Genomic DNA, 18,222 nt, shown 5'->3' on the forward strand with positions numbered 1-18,222 from the left:
GGACGAGCACCGCGCCGGTCAGTACGAGCACGTTGCGCGGCACCACCCGCGCACCACCGGGTGGCAGTGCGCGGGTGTTGCCTCGCGACAGGGAGATCAAGGCGTGGGCTGGACCGCGGGGATGGCACCGACGATCCGGGCGACCTCACGCATCAGGTCCACGACGCGCGGCCCCCAGCGACTGGCGATGTCCTCGTCGAGGACGTAGACACGGCCGTCCCGGACGGCGGTGAGCTCGCCCCACCCGGCACGCTCCGCGACGACCTCGGGCGTGACGCCGCAGCACTGCCCGTCGGCCAGGAAGATCACGTCGGGGTTCTGTTCGAGGACGTACTCGGCGGACAGTTGCGGGTAGCCGTTGCCGCCGGTCGCGATCGAGGTCAGACCCAGCATCGAGAAGATCTCGCCGATGTAGGTGTCGTCGGTGACGGTGTAGAAGGTGTTGTCGAGCTCGTGGTAGTAGCTCAGCGGGGTCTCCCGTTCGGGGAGGCCGGCAAGGATCTCGTCGATGTCCGTCTTCATCTGCGCGACGAGCTCGGCGGCGTCGCCGACGTGCCCGGTCACGGCTCCCAGCTGCTCGATCTGCGCGTAGGTGTCGTCCAGGTTCTCGGCCGCCGGAAGGATCAGCGTCTCGACACCGGCCTGTTCGAGCCCCGCGACGAGATCGGCGGTGTCGGCGTTGGCGACGACGAGGTCGGGTTCGTATCCGAGGATCGCCTCGACATTGGGGGTGTACCCCGACAGGTCGGTGACGGGCGCGTCGGCCGGGTAATCGGACCGGTCGTCGACCGCGACGACCTGATCGCCGGCACCGACGGCGTAGAGCATCTCCGTGCTGGTGGGGCTCAACGACACGATGGCCTGCGGGACGTCCGCGGAGGTGGTGTCGGTGTCACCGGACGGTGACGAATCGTCGCTGCTCGAGCACCCTGCGGCGAGAAGCGCGAAGGCGGTCAGTCCGGCGGCGAGCAGCCGTAGGTGATTGTCGAGGGGCACAGCCATCCTCCGTTGTTCGGAGGACGAAAACAGTACGGCTGCAACGGTGCGGTTGCGGCACGTCACCGTCCTTCGTCCGAGGACCAGTACGTACGAACCCTCCGCGCCGGCTGACCTGGCTCACCCGGAATCGGGCTCACAGTTGCGGGACAGCGCCGGATTCTCACCGGCTTCACCGAAAACGCAGCGGGTGCCCTACCGGATCGGCAGGACACCCGCAGCGTAGCTCACGGCGCCCCAGGTCAGGACAGCGCCTGCTGGAGATCTTCGAGCAGATCCTCGGAATCCTCGAGGCCGACGGACAGTCGCACCACACCGTCGGACAGACCGATCGCGGCCCGGCCCTCCGGTCCCATCGCCCGGTGGGTGGTGGTCGCCGGATGGGTGATGAGCGACTTGGAGTCGCCGAGATTGTTCGAGATGTCGACGATGCGCAGCTTGTTCAGCAGCTCGAAGGCACGCTTCTTGCCTTCGCCCTCGGGGGCGTCGAGCTCGAACGTGATGATCGTGCCACCGCCGCTCATCTGCGACTTCGCGAGTTCGTACTGCGGGTGCGATTCGAGATAGGGGTACTTGACCAAGCGCACGGCGTCCTGCGTCTCGAGGAACTGCGCGATACGCAGCGCCGAATCGACCGAGGCGCGCAGCCGCACCGGCATGGTCTCGAGGCCCTTGAGCAGCGTCCACGCGTTGAACGGGCTCAGCGACGGCCCGGTGTGGCGGATGAGCTGCTGCACGGGCCCGTCGATGTAGTCCTTGGGACCGAGGATCGCTCCTCCGAGCACGCGGCCCTGACCGTCGATGTGCTTGGTGCCGGAGTAGACGACGATGTCGGCGCCGAGATCGATGCTGCGCTGCAGCAGCGGCGTGGCGAAGACATTGTCCAGCACCACCTTCGCGCCCGCCGCGTGTGCCATCTCGGAGACGCGTCGCACGTCGACGAGGGTCTGCATGGGGTTCGACGGGGTCTCGAAGAAGACCGCGGTGGTGGGCACCGACAGTGCCTTCTCCCACTGATCGAGGTCCTCGCCGTCGACGAACACCGTCTCGACGCCCCAACGGGGCAGGATCTCGTTGCACACGACGAAGCACGAACCGAAGAGGCTGCGTGCCGCGACGAGGCGGTCACCCTTGCCGAGCAGCGCGGCGAGCGCGGTGAACACCGCGGACATGCCGGACGCGGTGGCGTAGGCGCCCTCGGCACCGTCGAGCAGGCGCAGGCGCTCCTCGAACATCTTCACCGTGGGGTTGCCGTAACGGGAGTAGACGAAGTGGTCGACGTCGCCGGTGAACGCAGCTTCGGCGGCCTCCGCGGACTCGTAGACGAACCCGGAGTTGAGGTAGAGCGCCTCGGACGTCTCCTCGAAGCCGGATCGCAGCAGGCCGCCGCGCACGCCGAGCGTGGCGGGGCGAACGGTGGCGGGCAGCGCCTTGTCGAACGCGCCGCCCTGGGGGATGGAACTCACGACTGCCTCCACGGCAGGCCCGCAGCCCGCCAGCCCTCGGCACCGCGATGGCCTTCACCGTCGAGAGCGCCTTCGAATCCTTCGAGAACGTTGTAGGCGGGGGTCAGGCCCGCAGCGGTGGCGGCCGTGGCCGCTCCGATGGAGCGCTGCCCCGAGCGACACAGGAAGATCACCGGTCCGCCGCCGATACCCGCCGCTCTCAGGTCCTCGACGAAGGTCGGGTTGGGTGCGCCGTCGGGGTAACGAACCCACTCGACGAACACGGTCCGGCGACCGAGCGACGAGGTCTCGGGGACCCCGACGTATTTCCACTCGGCTTCGGTACGCACATCGACGAGCACGGCATCCGGATCACCTTGCAGCAGGTCCCATGCCTGCTGCGGCGTTATATCACCTGCGTAGCTCACCCGGATATGTTTTCACAGGTCGGACTGTGACGTACACGCGGGCACCGCTTCGTATACGCACGGCGACGCGTCAGAACCGGCAGATCCGCCATACGTCGTCGACGCGGACGACCTGCCACGTCTCGGTCTGTGTCTCCCCGTCGAGGCCGGTCCGGACGTCGACGGTGGCCCGATCGCCGTCCACGGAGACGTTCTGTGTGGCCTGCAGTTCCACCCGTCCCTCGACGTCCGCGAGCGGCGCTTCCTCGGCGGGCAGATCGCTGCAGCGCAGCCGGTCGAGGATCGGTCCGTCGTTCTCGTTGTGCGCGGAGACGTAGTCGGTGACCGCGCGGCGCACCATCTCGTCCTCGGTGAGGTCGTCGCCCGCCGGGGAGAAGAGCTGTGCGCCGAAGACGACGAGGACGAGAACCACCAGCACCGCGAGGGCTCCGAGGAAAGGCCCTATGCTGCTACCGGTGGGACCGTCGGGATCCGGGCCGGGATCGGGTTCGGGTTCGGGGGCTCCGCGCTTGGCCATGCGCCCGATCCTAGTGGGCGCGAGGTCGCGACCCGTCACGGCCGCATTTGCCCTAAAAACCCTCTCGAGGTAGGAATTGTCGCATGGCCACCACGCAGCTCGTTCGACGCCTCGCCGTCGACCTGTGTCGTATGGGTGCCCACATGTGTTGTCGCTGAAGCGATTCGCTCGACGGCTCGATGTCTTCTCCTTCGCCGTCATCCCCGCGCGACCTGCGCCGAGCCCACTGAGGGCAGCCTTAATTTAAGCTGGATATGTCCGTCCGCACACCGAAGAGGTAGTTGATCCCCTGATGACCGATCAGACTCGTCCCCTTCGCGTCGCGATCGTGGGTGCCGGCCCTGCCGGTATCTACGCCGCCGACGCACTCATGAAGTCCGACACTGCGCAGGATCCCGGGGTCAGCATCGACCTGTTCGAGCGCATGCCGGCGCCGTTCGGTCTGATCCGCTACGGTGTCGCGCCCGACCACCCGCGCATCAAGGGCATCATCACGGCCCTGCACAAGGTGCTCGACAAGCCGCAGATCCGCCTGCTCGGCAATCTCGACTACGGCAGCGACTTCAACCTCGACGACCTGCAGCGTTTCTACGATGCGGTGATCTTCTCGACCGGCGCGAACGCGGACCGCGCGCTGAACATCCCCGGTATCGATCTCGACGGCAGCTACGGCGCCGCCGACTTCGTGTCCTGGTACGACGGTCACCCCGACGTGCCGCGCACCTGGCCGCTCGAGGCGGAGAAGGTCGCCGTCCTCGGTGTCGGCAACGTCGCGCTCGACGTCGCCCGCGTGCTCGCCAAGACCGGCGACGAACTCCTGCCGACGGAGATCCCGCCGAACGTCTACGAGGGCCTGAAGAACAACAAGGCCGTCGAGGTGCACGTCTTCGGTCGCCGTGGTCCGGCGCAGGCCAAGTTCACGCCGCTCGAGCTGCGCGAACTCGACCACTCCCCGACCATCGAGGTCATCGTCGATCCCGAGGACATCGACTACGACGAAGGCTCCGAGCAGGCGCGTCGTAACTCGAAGCAGGTCGACATGGTCGCCAACACCCTGCAGGACTGGGCGATCCGCGATGTGGGCAACCGCCCGCACAAGCTGTTCCTGCACTTCTTCGAGTCCCCGCACGAGATCCTCGGCGAGGACGGCAAGGTCGTCGGTCTGCGCACCGAGCGCACCGAGCTCGACGGCACCGGCAACGTGCGCGGCACCGGCAAGTTCAACGACTGGGAGGTCCAGGCCGTCTACCGCGCGGTCGGCTACCTGTCGCAGAACATCGCCAAGCTGCCCTTCGACGAGCAGGCCGGCACCGTGCCGAACGAGGCCGGACGTGTTCTCGCCGACGAGAACGCCGAGGGTCACGACCGGTTCATGCCGTACACCTACGTCACCGGCTGGATCAAGCGCGGCCCCGTCGGCCTGATCGGCCACACCAAGGGCGACGCGAACGAGACCGTCGCGAACCTGCTCGAGGACCGGGCCGCCGGCCGTCTGAACACCCCCGAGGATCCGTCCGAGGACGCGATCGTGAAGTTCCTCGAGGACAAGCAGCTGCCGTACACCACCTGGCAGGGCTGGTACCGCCTCGATGCGCACGAGCGCAGCCTCGGTGAGGCCGAGGGCCGCGAGCGCGTGAAGGTCGTCGAGCGCGAGGACATGTTCCGCGCCAGCGAGCCGCACAAGGCGTGACAGCCGCCTGAGCTGCACGAACGAGGAGGGACCCATCCGCACACGGATGGGTCCCTCTCGCTTTCCGGGTGTGCTCAGGTGAGCAGGACGGCGCCCAGCCATACCGACGCTGCGACGAGCCCGCCGAACAGTTCGACGAGGATCGACAACGCGACCGCCTTGGTCGCCGCGACCGTCGAGACCCACGCGTCGCGGTGGGTGCGGTGCCGCTGCACCTCCGACAGGTACATGCCGAGCAGGAAGCCCAGGAACAGCCCGACGACGGGGATGACGAAGAAGCCGACGATGCCGAGCAGACCGGCCAGGATGAGCGACCGGTTCGGCACCCCGGCCTGTTGCAGTCGCTTGCCGGGCCAGGTGTACTTCACGATGCCGGTGACCAGCAGCGCCACCGTCGCGACGCCCAGCACGATCCATGCGGTGGTGCCTCCCGTGAGGAACGCCCACACGGCGATCGCACCGAAGATCAGCAGGACGCCGGGCAGGATCGGCAGCACGATCCCGAGCAGTCCGACGAGGATCGCCAGCCCGACGAGCAGTTCGCCGCCGGCACTCACGGCGCCACCGGGCGGGCCGAGCGGGCGGAAGACGGCGGAGTACCGGGACGCGGTGGCAGCATGGTGGGACTATATGTGCCACCGGTCCACGCCCCCGGGAGGACGCGATGAGCAGTACCAGGCCTCACAGCAGCCCGAAGAGTGCATCGGACGCCGCTTCCGCCGCGGTGCGCGGCGACGTCCGGTACTTCACGACGCCCGGTGTCGATCCTGCCGAGACGGTGGAGTGGCAGCGACGCGACGCGCGGATCGTCCATCACGGCACCGGCCGTGTCGTCTTCGAGCAGACGGATGTGGAGTTCCCCGCCTTCTGGTCGCAGAACGCCACCGACATCGTCACGCAGAAGTACTTCCGCGGGCAGCTCGGGCACCCCGATCGTGAACACTCGCTGCGCGACGTGATCGCGCGGATCGTCGACACGATCACCGCGTGGGGGCACACCGACGGCCACCTCGACGCCCCGGAGGCATTCGCCGCCGAACTGACCTACCTGCTGATCCACCAGCGGGCCTCGTTCAACAGTCCCGTCTGGTTCAACATCGGCGTGCCGAACACTCCACAACAGGCCAGCGCGTGTTTCATCCTGTCGGTCGACGACAGCATCGATTCGATCCTCGAGTGGTACCGGCAGGAAGCGGTCATCTTCAAGGGTGGGTCGGGCGCGGGGGTGAACCTCTCCCGGATCCGTTCGTCGGCCGAACCGCTCACCGGCGGCGGAAGCGCGTCGGGGCCGGTCAGCTTCATGCGCGGCGCCGACGCCTCGGCCGGGACCATCAAGTCCGGCGGCAAGACCCGGCGGGCCGCGAAGATGGTGATCCTCGACGTCGACCATCCCGACATCGAGGAGTTCGTCGACTGCAAGGCGATCGAGGAACGCAAGGCACGGGTGCTCGCCGAGGCCGGTTTCGACATGGGTCTCGACGGCAGCGACATCCATTCGGTGCAGTACCAGAACGCGAACAACTCGGTGCGCGTGACCGACGAGTTCATGCATGCGGTCGTGGCCGACGCCGAGTGGCCGCTGCGTGCGGTGACGACCGGCGAGACGGTCCGGACGGTCCGCGCGCGAGAGGTGTTGCAGCGCATCGCTGCCGCCACCTGGGAGTGCGCCGACCCGGGTATCCAGTACGACACGACGATCAACGCCTGGCACACCGCCTCGGCGACCGGCCGGATCAACGCGTCGAATCCCTGCTCGGAGTACATGCATCTCGACGATTCGGCCTGCAACCTCGCGAGCCTGAACCTGCTCACCTTCCTACGCGAGGACGGCACCTTCGACGTCGACGGTTTCCGTCATGCCGTGGCGGTGATGCTCACCGCGCAGGAGATCCTCGTCGGCCGCGCCGACTACCCCACCGAGAAGATCGGTGAGACGTCGCGGCGGTTCCGGCAGCTCGGGCTCGGTTACGCCAATCTCGGTGCGCTGCTCATGGCTTCGGGTCTGCCCTACGACAGCGAGGCCGGTCGCGCGACGGCCGCGGCGATCACCGCTCTGATGACCGGCCACGCCTATGCCGTGTCGGCGGACATGGCACGGCGCCTCGGGCCGTTCGACGGGTTCGACGAGAACCGCGCGCCGATGCTCGACGTGCTGGGCAAGCACCGTGGTGCGCTCGACGACATCGACGCCGATCTCGCACCCGCCGAGGTGCTCGACGCGGCACGACAGGCGTGGGATCGCGCGGTGGCCGACGGCACCGCCCACGGTGTGCGCAACAGCCAGGTCAGCGTGCTCGCGCCGACCGGCACGATCGGGCTCGCGATGGACTGCGACACCACCGGGATCGAACCGGACCTGGCGTTGGTGAAGACCAAGAAGCTCGTCGGCGGTGGCAGCCTCACGATCGTCAATCGCAGTGTGCCGCGCGCACTGTCGCGTCTGGGTTACAGCCCGTCGGAGGTCGCCGACATCGTGGCGCACCTCGATCTGCACCACGATCTCACCGGTGCACCGCACGTGCGCGACGAGCACGCACCGGTGTTCGCGACCTCCATGGGCGACAACGTCATCTCGCCGCGCGGTCACGTCGGGATGATGGCCGCGGTGCAACCGTTCCTGTCGGGTGCGATCTCGAAGACGGTGAACCTGCCCGAGTCCGCGACCGTCGACGACATCGCCGACATGTACGTCGACGCATGGCGCCTGGGGGTGAAGGCCCTCGCGATCTACCGCGACAACTGCAAACTGGGACAACCGTTGTCGACATCGTCGCGCCCTGCCGTCGCAGAAGCGGCGGTCCCGTCCGCGGCGCCTCGTCGCGAACGGCTCCCGCGTACCCGCAACTCGCGGACGTTCGAGTTCCGGGTGGCCGACTGCAAGGGCTTCGTCACGATCGGCGAGTACGACGACGGGCGTCCGGGCGAGATGTTCCTGCGCGTGTCCAAGCAGGGTTCGACCTTGGCCGGCATCATGGACGCCTTCTCGATGTCGGTCAGTTACGGTCTGCAGTACGGGGTTCCGTTGCGCACCTTCGTCCGGGCCTTCACGAGTACGCGTTTCGAACCTGCCGGGATCACCGACGATCCGGATCTGCGGATCGCCACGTCGATCCTCGACTACATCTTCCGGCGACTGGCGGTCGACTATCTCGAACCCGACGAGCGCGCCGAACTCGGCATCCTCACCGTCGCCGAGCGTTCGGTGCCCGACACCCCCACGCTCACGCCGTACACGAGCACGCCGCCGATGCGCGAGCCCGATCCGCCGGCGACCGCCCCGCGCGGCACACACAGCGAGAGCACATCCTCCCCGGGTGGGCTCGCCGCTCCGTCGCCGTCGAATCCGGACGCGCCGTATTGCATGCAGTGCGGGGTGAAGATGCAGCGGGCCGGGTCGTGCCACGCCTGTCCGTCCTGTGGGAACACCAGCGGCTGCAGCTGAGGTGATGCGTCCATACTGGCGCGATGGTCCTGGGAGTCGACACCGAACTGACACTGACGGCCGCGGGTGCGGTCTTCCTCCTCGCACTCGCTCTCGGCGTGTGGAAGTACCGGCAGATGGCGACCTCCGACGACCACCTCGCGCACCCGTACGTCGACATCGCCCACCGCTCCGCCCTGTTGTACTCCTTCGCGACGCTGCTGGTCGCGGTGTTCGTCGAGCTCAGCGCGTGGCCCACCGCGGTGAATCTCGCGGCGGCCGCGGTGATCGTGATGTTCTTCGTCGGCGCGATCGCGAGCTATGTCGTGCACGGCGCGCTGCGCGATACCACCAACCAGTTCGCGCATCCGGTGCGCGGGACGGGCCTGGCGATGGCCGCGCTGATCGTCGGCGAGATGGGTGGCTTCGCGGTGCTGTTCGCAGGCTTCCTGTGGGGCGCCTTCGCGAGCTGAGGCCGCGTCAGGTGCGGTGTTCGAGCAACGACAGGACGTTGCCGTGCGGGTCTCGGAACCACGCGACCCGCATGCCGTCGGGCGCGGTCCACGCGTCGTGGTCGTCCTGGTCCATGCCGTTGTAGCGGATGAACTCCACGCCGTGCTCGCGCAGTCGTTCGACGGTGCCGTCCAGATCGGATACCCGCCAGCCCAGCACGGTGTAGCCGGTCTCCTCGCGCGACTGCACGAGGGTCACCCGGACCGGTGCGCCGTCGCCTCCGTCGAGGACGAGCGCGAACGGGTCGCGGGAGAGCTTCCGGAAGCGCAGGGTGTCGACGTAGAACATCTCCGAGACGTCGAGGTCGGTGCTCGGGATGAAACTCACGAGTTGGCCGGTGATCGTCATATGTCCACTGTGCGCCGGAGCGCCCGAGCGCGACAGCGGATTCGGCGGATTCACGCCCCCACCTCCGCGATCCGGCGACTAGGCTCTCGATCATGAGCACCTCGGAGATCGCCACGGTCCTGGCCTGGCACGACGCCGTGAACAGCAACGACATCGACACGCTCGTGCAGTTGTCGAGCGACGACATCGTGCTGCCCACCCCCGACGACGATCCCGACCAAGGACTCGACGAGCTGCGCGAGTGGGCGACGACGGCGGGCGTCACGCTGCAGCCGGGCCGCATGTTCGTCCACCGGGGCGTCGTGGTGGTCGAGGAGACGGCGACGTGGGCGTCCGATCCGGGTCCCCGTGAGGAGGCGATCGCCTTCCGGGTGGTCGACGACCAGGTGGTCACCGTCGTCCGGCACACCGATCTCGCGGAGGCCTTCGAGGCGACCGGACTGAGTGAAGCAGATCTGTACGAGGAGTGATCCGTTCCGCGTGACCGGAACCATATTCTGAACGCTCGCTAAGGTACTCTCCGTTTCGACAGTCCCTACGTATCGGAGTGAGGTTCGTCGAGTGTCCGCTGAAGCTGTTGAGAAGAAGGGTCCGCTCGCGGGTATCCGCGTCGTCGAGTTCAAGGGCCTCGGTCCCGGCCCGCACGCCGCGACCCTGCTCGCCGATCTCGGCGCCGATGTCGTCATCGTGCAGCGCCCCGGCGAGATCCCGCAGGAGGGACAGCGCGATCCGATTCAGCGCAACCGTCGCATCGTCGAGGCCAACCTCAAGGATCCCGCCGACATCGAGAAGGTCCTGACCCTGCTCGAGCGCGCCGACGTCCTCATCGAGGGCTTCCGCCCCGGCGTCACCGAACGGCTCGGCCTCGGACCGGACGTGGTCCTCGAGCGCAACCCGCGCATCGTCTACGGCCGCATGACCGGCTGGGGCCAGGAGGGCCCGCTCGCCAACGCGGCCGGCCACGACATCAACTACATCTCCCTCACCGGCGTCCTGCACGCCATCGGCCGCCAGGGCGAGCGTCCGGTGCCGCCGCTGAACATGGTCGGCGACTTCGGTGGCGGTTCGATGTTCCTCGTGTTCGGCATCCTGTCCGCCCTCGTCGAGCGTCAGACCTCCGGCAAGGGTCAGGTCGTCGACGCGGCGATGGTCGACGGCGCGCTCGCCCTGTCGCACATGATGTGGGCGTTCCGCGGTCGCGGCGCGTGGTCGGACGAGCGCGGCGTCAACATGCTCGACACCGGCGCACCGTTCTACGAGGTCTACGAGACCAAGGACGGCAAGTACATGGCCGTCGGTTCCATCGAGCCGCAGTTCTACGCGCTGCTGCTGCAGGGCCTCGAGCTCGATCCGGCCGACCTGCCGCACCAGCTCGACACCTCGCGCTGGGCGGAGATGAAGAAGATCTTCACCGAGAAGTTCCTGTCGAAGACCCGCGACGAGTGGACCGAGATCTTCCTCGGCACCGACGCCTGCGTCTCCCCGGTCCTCACCTGGGCCGAGGCGGAGAAGAACGAGCATCTCGTCGCCCGCGGATCGCTGATCGAGATCGACGGCGTCGTGCAGCACGCACCGGCTCCGCGCTTCTCCCGCACCCCCGCCGGTGAGCCGGTCGGACCGGCGGCCGAGGCCACCGACATCGACACCCTCTGGGTCTGATCGCCCGGTCCGGGCCCGGGATCGTAACGGTGTTCTACCGATACGGTTCCGGGCCCGTCCCATCAGCGGGAAAGCCACCGGGCGCACCCTGATCGGTGTGCTATCAACACCGTCATGAGTGATGGGGTGGGAGCCGCGATCCATCGATCGGCGGCCACGGCACGAGCACGAGCACGCACCGCGGTCCCGGGCCGCGTCCCGGAGGTGCTCGACGTCCGCAGCAAGGACGGCACCCGCATCCACACCGAGGCGTACGGGCCCGCCGACGCCCCGACGATCGTCCTGGCGCACGGCATCCTGTGCGAACTCGGTTTCTGGCGCAACCAGATTCGCGACCTGTGCGACGACTACCGGGTGGTCGCCTTCGATCACCGCGGTCACGGACGCAGCCAGGCCGCCCCTGCCCGGGCGTACACGATGGACCATCTCGCCGACGATCTCCACGCCGTGCTGGGCGCGGCCGCACCCGACGGCCGACCCGTCGTGGTCGCCGGGCACTCCATGGGCGGCATCGCCGTGATGGCCTGGGCCGAGCGGTATCCGCGCGACGTCGACGCACGGGTGTCGGCCGTGGGCCTGGTGAACACCACACCGGGCGAGATCTTCGACAACGTGCAGTTCCTGCGCGGACCACAGAGCCTGACGACGGTGCGGCGCCGCGTCGCCCAGACCGTCGTTCCGCTGGCGCGGATGCCGCTCCCCCAGCGGATGCCGTTGCGCAAGCACCTGCTCTCCCGCGTCGCCGTCGGGACGGGGGCGGCCGCGACGATCACCGCGGACGTCGACCGCATGCTCGGCCGCACCTCGGCACGAGGTCGCGGCGGTTACGGGCGGCTGCTGGTGAACATGATCGACACCGTCGATCCCTCCGCGATCACCGCGCCCACCCTGGTGATCGCGGGCAGCCACGACCGGATCTCACCGCCGGGCCGATCCGAGTGGATCGCCGAGCGCCTGCCGAACCTGCTCGAACTGCGCACCTTCGACAGCGGGCACTGCGGCCCCCTGGAACGACCCGGAGAGGTGTCGGCGGCGCTGCGCGAGCTGATCGAGACGTCCTGAGAGGCAGAATCAGACGACGAGCCGCGCCTCGTCGGGTGTGCGCCCGGAGGCCACCTGGTCGTAGGCGGCGGCCATGGCCTCGACGGCATCGTCGAGGACCTCGACGTCCTGCGTGTACGGCAGGCGCACGAAGTGCTCGAACGCGCCCTGCACACCGAAGCGCGGACCGGCGGAGAGCAGCACACCGTGGGACGGCGCGGCGGCAGCCAGCGAGGTCGACACCGGTTCGGGCATCCGCGCCCACAGCGACATCCCGCCCTGACCCGGCGTGTACTCCCAGTCGGGCAGCCGGCAGTCCAGGGCGTCGCACAGCGCACGACGTCGTTCCCTCAACGCAGCGCGGCGACGTTCGAGCAGTTCGTCGACGTCGGAGAGCAGATGCGCGGCCGCGAGCTGTTCCATGACGGGCGTGCCCAGGTCGACCGCGGTCCGCGCTCCGGCCAGCCGGACGATCGTGTCGCGGTCGGCGCGGATCCATCCCACCCGCAGGCCACCCCACAGCGATTTCGCCGTCGAGCCGACCGTCACCACCGACGCGCCGGCAGGCATGGCTGCGACGGGAGGCGGCGGCGGGGCGTCGAGCCAGAGATCGACCATCGACTCGTCGACGACGAGCGTGGTCCGCGTGTCGCGCATGATGCGGGCCAGTTCGGCGCGGCCGTCCTCGTCGAGGCACAGGCCCGTGGGGTTGTGGAAATCGGGAACCAGGAAGGCGGTGCGAGCGGCGGTCTGCCGGACGGCGCTGGCGACACCGTCGAGATCCCAGCCGCCGTGCGGACCGTTCTCCGGGCGCACCGGAACCGGCACCGGGCGCGCGCCGTACCGGCGGATCGCTTCGAGCGCATTGGGATAGGTGGGGTGGTCGACGACCACCCGGTCGCCGGGATCGTCGAGCACACCGAGCAGCAGACGCATCGCGTGCTGCGCGCCGGAGGTCACCATGATCTGGTCGGGCGAGGTGGGCAGTCCACGCTCGCGGTAGCGACGGGCGATGACTTCGCGCAGCACCAACACCCCGATCGGTTCCATGCCGTGCGAGTCGAGATAGGTCGACATCGACCGCAGCGCCGCCGCATACGCCGCCTCGATCTCCGCTGCCGGCGCGGGCAGCGAGGCATTGCTCAGATCGATCGCCGGACCGATCGGCATCCGGGACCCCGTGTTCTCGGAGTCCCGACGTGCAGGCACGGCGACCGTACTGCGGGCGCCCTGGCGGCTGCGCAGATAGCCCTCTTCCCGCAGCGCCGCATAGGCGGAGGCGACGGTGGTGCGGCTCACCGACAGCGCGGCGGCGAGTTCCCGCTCGCTGGGCAGGGCGACCCCGAGTGGGACGCGACCGTCGTGCACGAGCAGGCGGATGCTGTCCGCGAGCGCCCGGTAGGCAGGGCGGGGATCGGCGCGAGCGGAGCGACGGGAATGCGACTGTCCGGAATCCTGCCAGTTGCCGAGGTCGCGGACGAGCGAACCGGCTCCGATCGCTCGAGTGATCACCGATCCAGTATGCCCCGCGCCGCGCGGGCGGGATCAGGACGGTGGATCGAGCACCTGACGGAACAGGACCGTCCCTCGCGAGTCGAGCAACTCGACCCGCATCTGCTTCGTCGCGCCGTCGACGAACACCTCCCCGAAGTGCTGATATCCGTCCATCGGTGAGGTGTTCGCCGCCGGGGGCGCGTGCACGAAGACGGCCTCGGGACCGAACGTCCCGTCCAGTTCGTTGGGGCCGAAAGCACCGGCGTTGAGCGGTCCCGAGACGAACTCCCAGAACTCGTCGAAGTCGGTGAACGAGGCGCGGTCCGGCGAATAGTGATGCGCGGCCGTGTAGTGCACGTCGGCGGTCAACCACACCGTACCGGTGATCCTGCGCGCCTTGACGGCCGACAGGACCTGCGCGATCTCCGATTCCCGACCCGAGGGAGCGCCGTTGTCCCCGTTCGCGATTCCTTCGAAGGCCGTGTCGCCGTCGGGTACCACCAGGCCGATCGGCAGGTCGGCGGCGATGATCTTCCAGGTGGCGGTCGAGCGGGTGAGTTCGTCGATGAGCCACCGCGTCTGCGCGCTGCCGAGCACCTGTCCCGCCGCGCCGACGTTGGTGCCGTTGGCGTCCTTGTAGGTCCGCATGTCGAGTACGAAGACGTCGAGCAGCGGTCCGTACCGCACGACCCGGTGGATACGTCCGTCGACGGCCTCCGCCGGATCGAGCGGGAGCCACTCGTGGAAGGCACGGAAAGCCCGTTCCGCCAGGACGTCCACGTTTTTCTCGGTGTACTGGTCGAGATCCAGGATCTCACCCGCGTACCAGTTGTTGACGGTCTCGTGGTCGTCCCACTGCACGATCTGTGCGACGGTGGAGTTGAACCTGCGGTAGTTCTCGTCCATGAGGTTGTAGGCGTACTGGCCGCGGTACTCGTCGAGGGTCTGCGCCACGGCGCTCTTGGGTTCGGTGACGACGTTGCGCCAGATCCGGCCGTCCGGCAGTTCGACGGTCTCCTTCAGCGGATTGTCGGCGTACACGACATCGCCGGAATGCACGAACAGGTGCGGGTCGCGACGGGCCATCGTGTCGAAGATCGTCATCCCACCGACGTCGGGGTTGATGCCGAAGCCCTGACCGGCAGTGTCGCCGGACCACTGCAGCCTGATGTCGCCGGGAGCGGTCGGGGCGGTGCGGAACAGACCCGTCACCGGCTCGGACGTGGCGCCGTCCTCGCCTTCGAGGACGACACGGTAGTGCACCTGCTCACCGGCCGGCAGTCCCGTCAACCGCAGCCGGCCGGTTCCGTCGGTCTCGGGTGTGAGCAGTCCACCCACGTGCCGGACGGGATCGGTGAAGGATTCGGTGGCCGCCGTCTCCACGACGAGCCGAGCCGGTCGATCCGAGCGCGCCCACACGAGCGCCCCGTCGGCCCGCACGTCGCCGGTGGCCACACCGTGGGTGAGGATCGGCCGCTCACGGACCAGGCTCGGCGTTGCAACGGAACTTCCCGACGAGCACGCCGCCGCCGGAGCCGCGAGGGCTCCGAGCGCAACGGTGCGTAGCAGGGTTCGACGGGACACGTACATGGTTCTCCCCGGGGTCCGACGGACTGTGCGGGACGAGCGTGCACAGTCCGTGCGAACCGTCGGTGAACATGCAGTGAGGGATCGGTGCCCGTCCGACGACGAATCGGAGCGGGCCGGAAGCTACCCCGTCAGCGGATGACGTCGCGCCGGACGATCGTCTCGTCGCGGCCCGGTCCGACACCGATGCAGGAGATGTAGGCGCCGGAGAGCTCCTCGAGACGCAGCACGTAGTTCTGCGCGTTCTTCGGCAGCTCCTCGAAGGTGCGGGCGTGGGAGATGTCCTCCCACCAGCCCGGCATCTCCTCGTAGATCGGCTTGGCGTGGTGCACGTCGGTCTGCGTCATCGGCATCTCGTCGATCCGCACACCGTCGACCTCGTAGCCGACGCAGATCGGCACGGTGTCGAGGCCCGACAGCACGTCGAGCTTAGTGAGGAAGTAGTCGGTGATGCCGTTGACTCGGGTGGCGTAGCGGGCGATGACGGCGTCGAACCATCCCGTGCGGCGGGCACGACCGGTGGTGACACCGACCTCTCCACCCTGCTTGGCCAGGTAGGCGCCGTGGTCGTCGAACAGCTCGGTCGGGAACGGGCCCGAACCGACGCGGGTGGTGTAGGCCTTGAGGATGCCCAGCACCGTCGAGATCTTCGCCGGGCCGATACCCGAACCGACAGCGGCACCGCCGGCGGTGGGGTTGGACGACGTCACGTACGGATAGGTGCCGTGGTCGACGTCGAGCAACGTGCCCTGCGAACCCTCGAGGAGGATCGTGTCGCCGCGCTCGAGCGCCTTGTTCAGTTCGAGGCGCGTATCGGTGATGCGGTGCTTGAAACCCTCGGCCTGGGTGAGGACCTCGTCGACCACCTGCTGCGGGTCGAGCGCCTTGCGGTTGTAGATCTTGACGAGCACCTGGTTCTTGAATTCCAGTGCGGCCTCGACCTTCTGGGTCAGGATCTTCTCGTCGAGCACATCGGCGACCCGCACGCCGACGCGGGCGATCTTGTCCTGGTAGCAGGGACCGATACCGCGTCCGGTGGTGCCGATCTTCTTCTTGCCGAGGAAGCGTTCGGTGACCTTGTCGATGGCCACGTGGTACGGCATGATCAGGTGCGCATCGGCCGAGAGCAGCAGACGGGACGTGTCGACGTCGCGCTTCTCGAGACCTTCGAGCTCGGTGAGCAGCACACCCGGATCCACCACGACACCGTTGCCGATGACGTTGTTGACGCCGGGCGTCAGGATTCCCGACGGGATCAGGTGCAGGGCGAACTTGTCGCCGTTGGGCAGCACGACCGTGTGACCGGCGTTGTTACCACCCTGGTAGCGCACGACCCACTGCAGACGTCCGCCGAGTAGATCGGTAGCTTTGCCCTTGCCCTCGTCGCCCCACTGGGCTCCGATCAGGACGATTGCCGGCATGTCGCGCTCTCCTCAGGCAGGTGTCTACGTGCGGGCGGTCTCGCCTGCAGGGTCCTGCCCAACCGGGCAGCAGCCGGGACCACAGTGTAGTCCACCCTCCGACAAGCGCGAATGACGGGACTGCAGAAGCGCCGGAGCTGCGGCGCGGTGCCGGGTCGCCGCCGCCCTCCCCCACCGGCTTCCCATTACAGTGGACGCAGCCGAGAGCCCGACGAACCCGACCCCTCGAGGAGACCCGTTGACCCCGGTAGTGCTCAGATGCGGTGACGTGCCATTGCCGTTGGCGCTGACCCCCGTGACCGCACTGTCTGCGCCTGCCCTCCCCGAGAAGGACGACTTCGAGGACGTCTTCGCGCATCTCGAGTCGGTGGAGGACCCTCGTCTGATCGTCGTGGGCGACGACGCCGCCTTCGCCGCGACCGTCACCCGCCTGATGCGCACCGAACGTCTCGACCTGGAGGTCGCGTACGTCCCGGAGAAGCGCACCCCCGCCACCGAGGCGTACGGGTTGCGGACGGGGTCGAAGGCCGCCACCGTCGCCCTCCAGGGGGTCGCGAAGCCGTTGCCGCTGATCCGCGACGACGCCGGTATCGCCCTCGTCGGCCGTGCACTGCTGTGCGGGGAGAACGGCGACGCGCTCGTCGGGGAGGCCTACGTCGACGACACCCGCCTGTTCTCCGGCACGGTGCCCGGCATCCGCGTCGAACCCACACCCGCGATGCCCGGTCTGCGGGCCGCGATCGACCGGCCGCGCTGGTTCGGCGGCTACAAGTGGCTGACGGGCCGGGCCATGCAATTGGGTTCCCCCGCCGCGGTCGTCACCCGCGACGGGGTCGCGAACCCCCGGGCTCTCAAGCGGTCGACCTTCTACCGGCACGACAAGAAGTGGAAGCTCGTCCGCTGAGACCCGTTTTCAGCCGACGTTGACCCCGTAGTCCCGCGCGATGCCCGCCAGGCCGGAGGCGTAGCCCTGGCCGATGGCGCGGAACTTCCACTCTCCACCGTGGCGGTACAGCTCACCGAAGACCATCGCGGTCTCGGTGGATGCATCCTCGGTGAGGTCGTAGCGGGCGAGTTCCCGGCCGTCGGCGCGGTCGACGACGCGGATGAACGCGTTGCGGACCTGACCGAACGACTGGCCCCGCGCGTCGGCGTCGTGGATCGACACCGGGAAGACGATCGACTTGACCTCCGCGGGAACGGCGACGAGGTCGACGTTCACGCTCTCGTCGTCGCCCTCGCCCTCACCCGTGAGGTTGTCGCCGGTGTGCTCGACGGAGCCGTCCGGCGAACGCAGGTTGTTGTAGAAGACGAAATGCTGGTCGGACAGGACCTTGCCGTTCTCGCTCGTCAGCAGTGCGCTAGCGTCGAGATCGAAGTCCGCGCCGGTCGTCGCGCGCACGTCCCAGCCGAGACCCACCGTCACCGCCGTCAGGTTCGGAGCCTCCTTCGACAGCGAAACGTTGCCGCCCTTGGCCAAGCTCACACCCATACCGAATCCTTTCGCTCGATGATCGTTGCCTACCGCCACCCTAGTGAAGACCGGACGAGTCGGGCAGGGACGTGTGAAGGCCGTCCCGCGGGGGTAGTCGCAGGGCACCGGACGATGGCCGGGGACGGCGTTCCCGGCCTTTCGGTGTGTACGGCGAATGTCGCGCGAGG

Annotated in this window: 17 protein-coding genes and 1 riboswitch; of the genes, 7 read left to right on the plus strand and 10 right to left on the minus strand. The window is 68.3% G+C overall.

The features are described from left to right. Positions 1-96: 96 nt before the first annotated feature. From U9J23_RS18990 to U9J23_RS19005, 4 genes are all read right to left on the minus strand, one after another. A complete protein-coding gene (locus U9J23_RS18990) occupies positions 97-1,002 on the minus strand; it encodes an ABC transporter substrate-binding protein (RefSeq protein ID WP_172415056.1) in 906 nt (301 codons plus the stop codon). An 81-nt stretch (positions 1,003-1,083) separates the two neighbouring features. Continuing rightward, positions 1,084-1,198, minus strand: a riboswitch (cobalamin riboswitch). Between the two features lie 40 nt (positions 1,199-1,238). Then, positions 1,239-2,462: an O-succinylhomoserine sulfhydrylase gene (locus U9J23_RS18995; protein ID WP_272269079.1), complete on the minus strand. Its 1,224-nt coding sequence runs from the start codon at positions 2,460-2,462 to the stop codon at positions 1,239-1,241. Further along, the gene (locus tag U9J23_RS19000; protein ID WP_186455359.1) at positions 2,459-2,869 is read right to left on the minus strand and encodes a rhodanese-like domain-containing protein; all 411 of its coding nucleotides are present in this window, start codon (positions 2,867-2,869) and stop codon (positions 2,459-2,461) included. Before U9J23_RS19000 ends, U9J23_RS18995 begins: the two co-directional genes overlap by 4 nt. A 70-nt stretch (positions 2,870-2,939) precedes the next feature. Then, positions 2,940-3,386 carry an Rv0361 family membrane protein gene (locus U9J23_RS19005; protein WP_059384524.1) on the minus strand — a complete coding sequence of 149 codons (447 nt, stop codon included), beginning with the start codon at positions 3,384-3,386 and terminating at the stop codon, positions 2,940-2,942. 292 nt (positions 3,387-3,678) lie between these two features. Between U9J23_RS19005 and U9J23_RS19010 the strand changes: the two genes are divergently transcribed. Continuing rightward, positions 3,679-5,076, plus strand: a complete 1,398-nt coding sequence (locus U9J23_RS19010; protein ID WP_059384525.1) for an FAD-dependent oxidoreductase — start codon at positions 3,679-3,681, stop codon at positions 5,074-5,076. 74 nt (positions 5,077-5,150) lie between these two features. Here U9J23_RS19010 and U9J23_RS19015 read toward each other — a convergent pair whose 3' ends face one another. Continuing rightward, positions 5,151-5,633, minus strand: coding sequence for a DUF456 domain-containing protein (locus U9J23_RS19015; RefSeq protein ID WP_059384526.1), 483 nt, complete (start codon positions 5,631-5,633; stop codon positions 5,151-5,153). A gap of 107 nt (positions 5,634-5,740) precedes the next feature. Between U9J23_RS19015 and U9J23_RS19020 the strand changes: the two genes are divergently transcribed. Together U9J23_RS19020 and U9J23_RS19025 are read left to right on the plus strand one after the other, a co-directional pair. Continuing rightward, positions 5,741-8,518, plus strand: a complete 2,778-nt coding sequence (locus U9J23_RS19020; RefSeq protein WP_272269083.1) for a vitamin B12-dependent ribonucleotide reductase — start codon at positions 5,741-5,743, stop codon at positions 8,516-8,518. Between the two features lie 23 nt (positions 8,519-8,541). After that, entirely contained in the window at positions 8,542-8,970 is a 429-nt protein-coding gene (locus U9J23_RS19025) for a hypothetical protein (protein ID WP_326599792.1), read from the plus strand. A 7-nt stretch (positions 8,971-8,977) separates the two neighbouring features. Here the strand turns inward: U9J23_RS19025 and U9J23_RS19030 are convergent, their stop codons facing one another. Continuing rightward, complete coding sequence (locus tag U9J23_RS19030; RefSeq protein WP_088899375.1) at positions 8,978-9,358, minus strand: VOC family protein; 381 nt, start codon at positions 9,356-9,358, stop codon at positions 8,978-8,980. Between the two features lie 92 nt (positions 9,359-9,450). Between U9J23_RS19030 and U9J23_RS19035 the strand changes: the two genes are divergently transcribed. From U9J23_RS19035 to U9J23_RS19045, 3 genes are all read left to right on the plus strand, one after another. Further along, entirely contained in the window at positions 9,451-9,828 is a 378-nt protein-coding gene (locus U9J23_RS19035) for a nuclear transport factor 2 family protein (RefSeq protein ID WP_059384530.1), read from the plus strand. A 91-nt stretch (positions 9,829-9,919) separates the two neighbouring features. Then, positions 9,920-11,017, plus strand: coding sequence for a CaiB/BaiF CoA transferase family protein (locus U9J23_RS19040; protein ID WP_059384531.1), 1,098 nt, complete (start codon positions 9,920-9,922; stop codon positions 11,015-11,017). A 114-nt stretch (positions 11,018-11,131) separates the two neighbouring features. Continuing rightward, positions 11,132-12,079, plus strand: a complete 948-nt coding sequence (locus U9J23_RS19045; protein ID WP_095092052.1) for an alpha/beta fold hydrolase — start codon at positions 11,132-11,134, stop codon at positions 12,077-12,079. A 9-nt stretch (positions 12,080-12,088) separates the two neighbouring features. On the opposite strand, the gene yczR is transcribed toward U9J23_RS19045, so the two are convergent. The 3 genes from yczR to U9J23_RS19060 form a co-directional block, all read right to left on the minus strand. Next, positions 12,089-13,570: a MocR-like transcription factor YczR gene (gene yczR, locus U9J23_RS19050; protein ID WP_059384532.1), complete on the minus strand. Its 1,482-nt coding sequence runs from the start codon at positions 13,568-13,570 to the stop codon at positions 12,089-12,091. Positions 13,571-13,603: 33 nt separating this feature from the next. After that, positions 13,604-15,142 carry an alkaline phosphatase D family protein gene (locus U9J23_RS19055; RefSeq protein ID WP_059384533.1) on the minus strand — a complete coding sequence of 513 codons (1,539 nt, stop codon included), beginning with the start codon at positions 15,140-15,142 and terminating at the stop codon, positions 13,604-13,606. 128 nt (positions 15,143-15,270) lie between these two features. Next, positions 15,271-16,560, minus strand: coding sequence for an adenylosuccinate synthase (locus U9J23_RS19060; RefSeq protein ID WP_272269091.1), 1,290 nt, complete (start codon positions 16,558-16,560; stop codon positions 15,271-15,273). A 250-nt stretch (positions 16,561-16,810) separates the two neighbouring features. On the opposite strand from U9J23_RS19060, the gene U9J23_RS19065 reads away from it, so the two are divergent. Continuing rightward, a complete protein-coding gene (locus U9J23_RS19065; RefSeq protein ID WP_059384535.1) occupies positions 16,811-17,464 on the plus strand; it encodes a hypothetical protein in 654 nt (217 codons plus the stop codon). Between the two features lie 9 nt (positions 17,465-17,473). On the opposite strand, the gene U9J23_RS19070 is transcribed toward U9J23_RS19065, so the two are convergent. Continuing rightward, the gene (locus U9J23_RS19070) at positions 17,474-18,052 is read right to left on the minus strand and encodes a TerD family protein (protein ID WP_006552942.1); all 579 of its coding nucleotides are present in this window, start codon (positions 18,050-18,052) and stop codon (positions 17,474-17,476) included. Positions 18,053-18,222: the final 170 nt, after the last annotated feature.

The organism is Rhodococcus sp. PD04 (assembly GCF_035918275.1).
GTDB lineage: Bacteria > Actinomycetota > Actinomycetes > Mycobacteriales > Mycobacteriaceae > Rhodococcus > Rhodococcus rhodochrous.

What these genes read in the sequence shown, in the direction of transcription:
- U9J23_RS19055 (WP_059384533.1), bottom strand. Translation starts at nt 15,142, where the DNA reads ATGTACGTGTCCCGTCGAACCCTGCTACGCACCGTTGCGCTCGGAGCC.
- U9J23_RS19030 (WP_088899375.1), bottom strand. Translation starts at nt 9,358, where the DNA reads ATGACGATCACCGGCCAACTCGTGAGTTTCATCCCGAGCACCGACCTC.
- U9J23_RS19010 (WP_059384525.1), top strand. Translation starts at nt 3,679, where the DNA reads ATGACCGATCAGACTCGTCCCCTTCGCGTCGCGATCGTGGGTGCCGGC.
- U9J23_RS19025 (WP_326599792.1), top strand. Translation starts at nt 8,542, where the DNA reads ATGGTCCTGGGAGTCGACACCGAACTGACACTGACGGCCGCGGGTGCG.
- U9J23_RS19005 (WP_059384524.1), bottom strand. Translation starts at nt 3,386, where the DNA reads ATGGCCAAGCGCGGAGCCCCCGAACCCGAACCCGATCCCGGCCCGGAT.
- U9J23_RS19035 (WP_059384530.1), top strand. Translation starts at nt 9,451, where the DNA reads ATGAGCACCTCGGAGATCGCCACGGTCCTGGCCTGGCACGACGCCGTG.
- U9J23_RS19045 (WP_095092052.1), top strand. Translation starts at nt 11,132, where the DNA reads ATGAGTGATGGGGTGGGAGCCGCGATCCATCGATCGGCGGCCACGGCA.
- U9J23_RS19070 (WP_006552942.1), bottom strand. Translation starts at nt 18,052, where the DNA reads ATGGGTGTGAGCTTGGCCAAGGGCGGCAACGTTTCGCTGTCGAAGGAG.
- U9J23_RS19020 (WP_272269083.1), top strand. Translation starts at nt 5,741, where the DNA reads ATGAGCAGTACCAGGCCTCACAGCAGCCCGAAGAGTGCATCGGACGCC.
- U9J23_RS19060 (WP_272269091.1), bottom strand. Translation starts at nt 16,560, where the DNA reads ATGCCGGCAATCGTCCTGATCGGAGCCCAGTGGGGCGACGAGGGCAAG.
- U9J23_RS18990 (WP_172415056.1), bottom strand. Translation starts at nt 1,002, where the DNA reads ATGGCTGTGCCCCTCGACAATCACCTACGGCTGCTCGCCGCCGGACTG.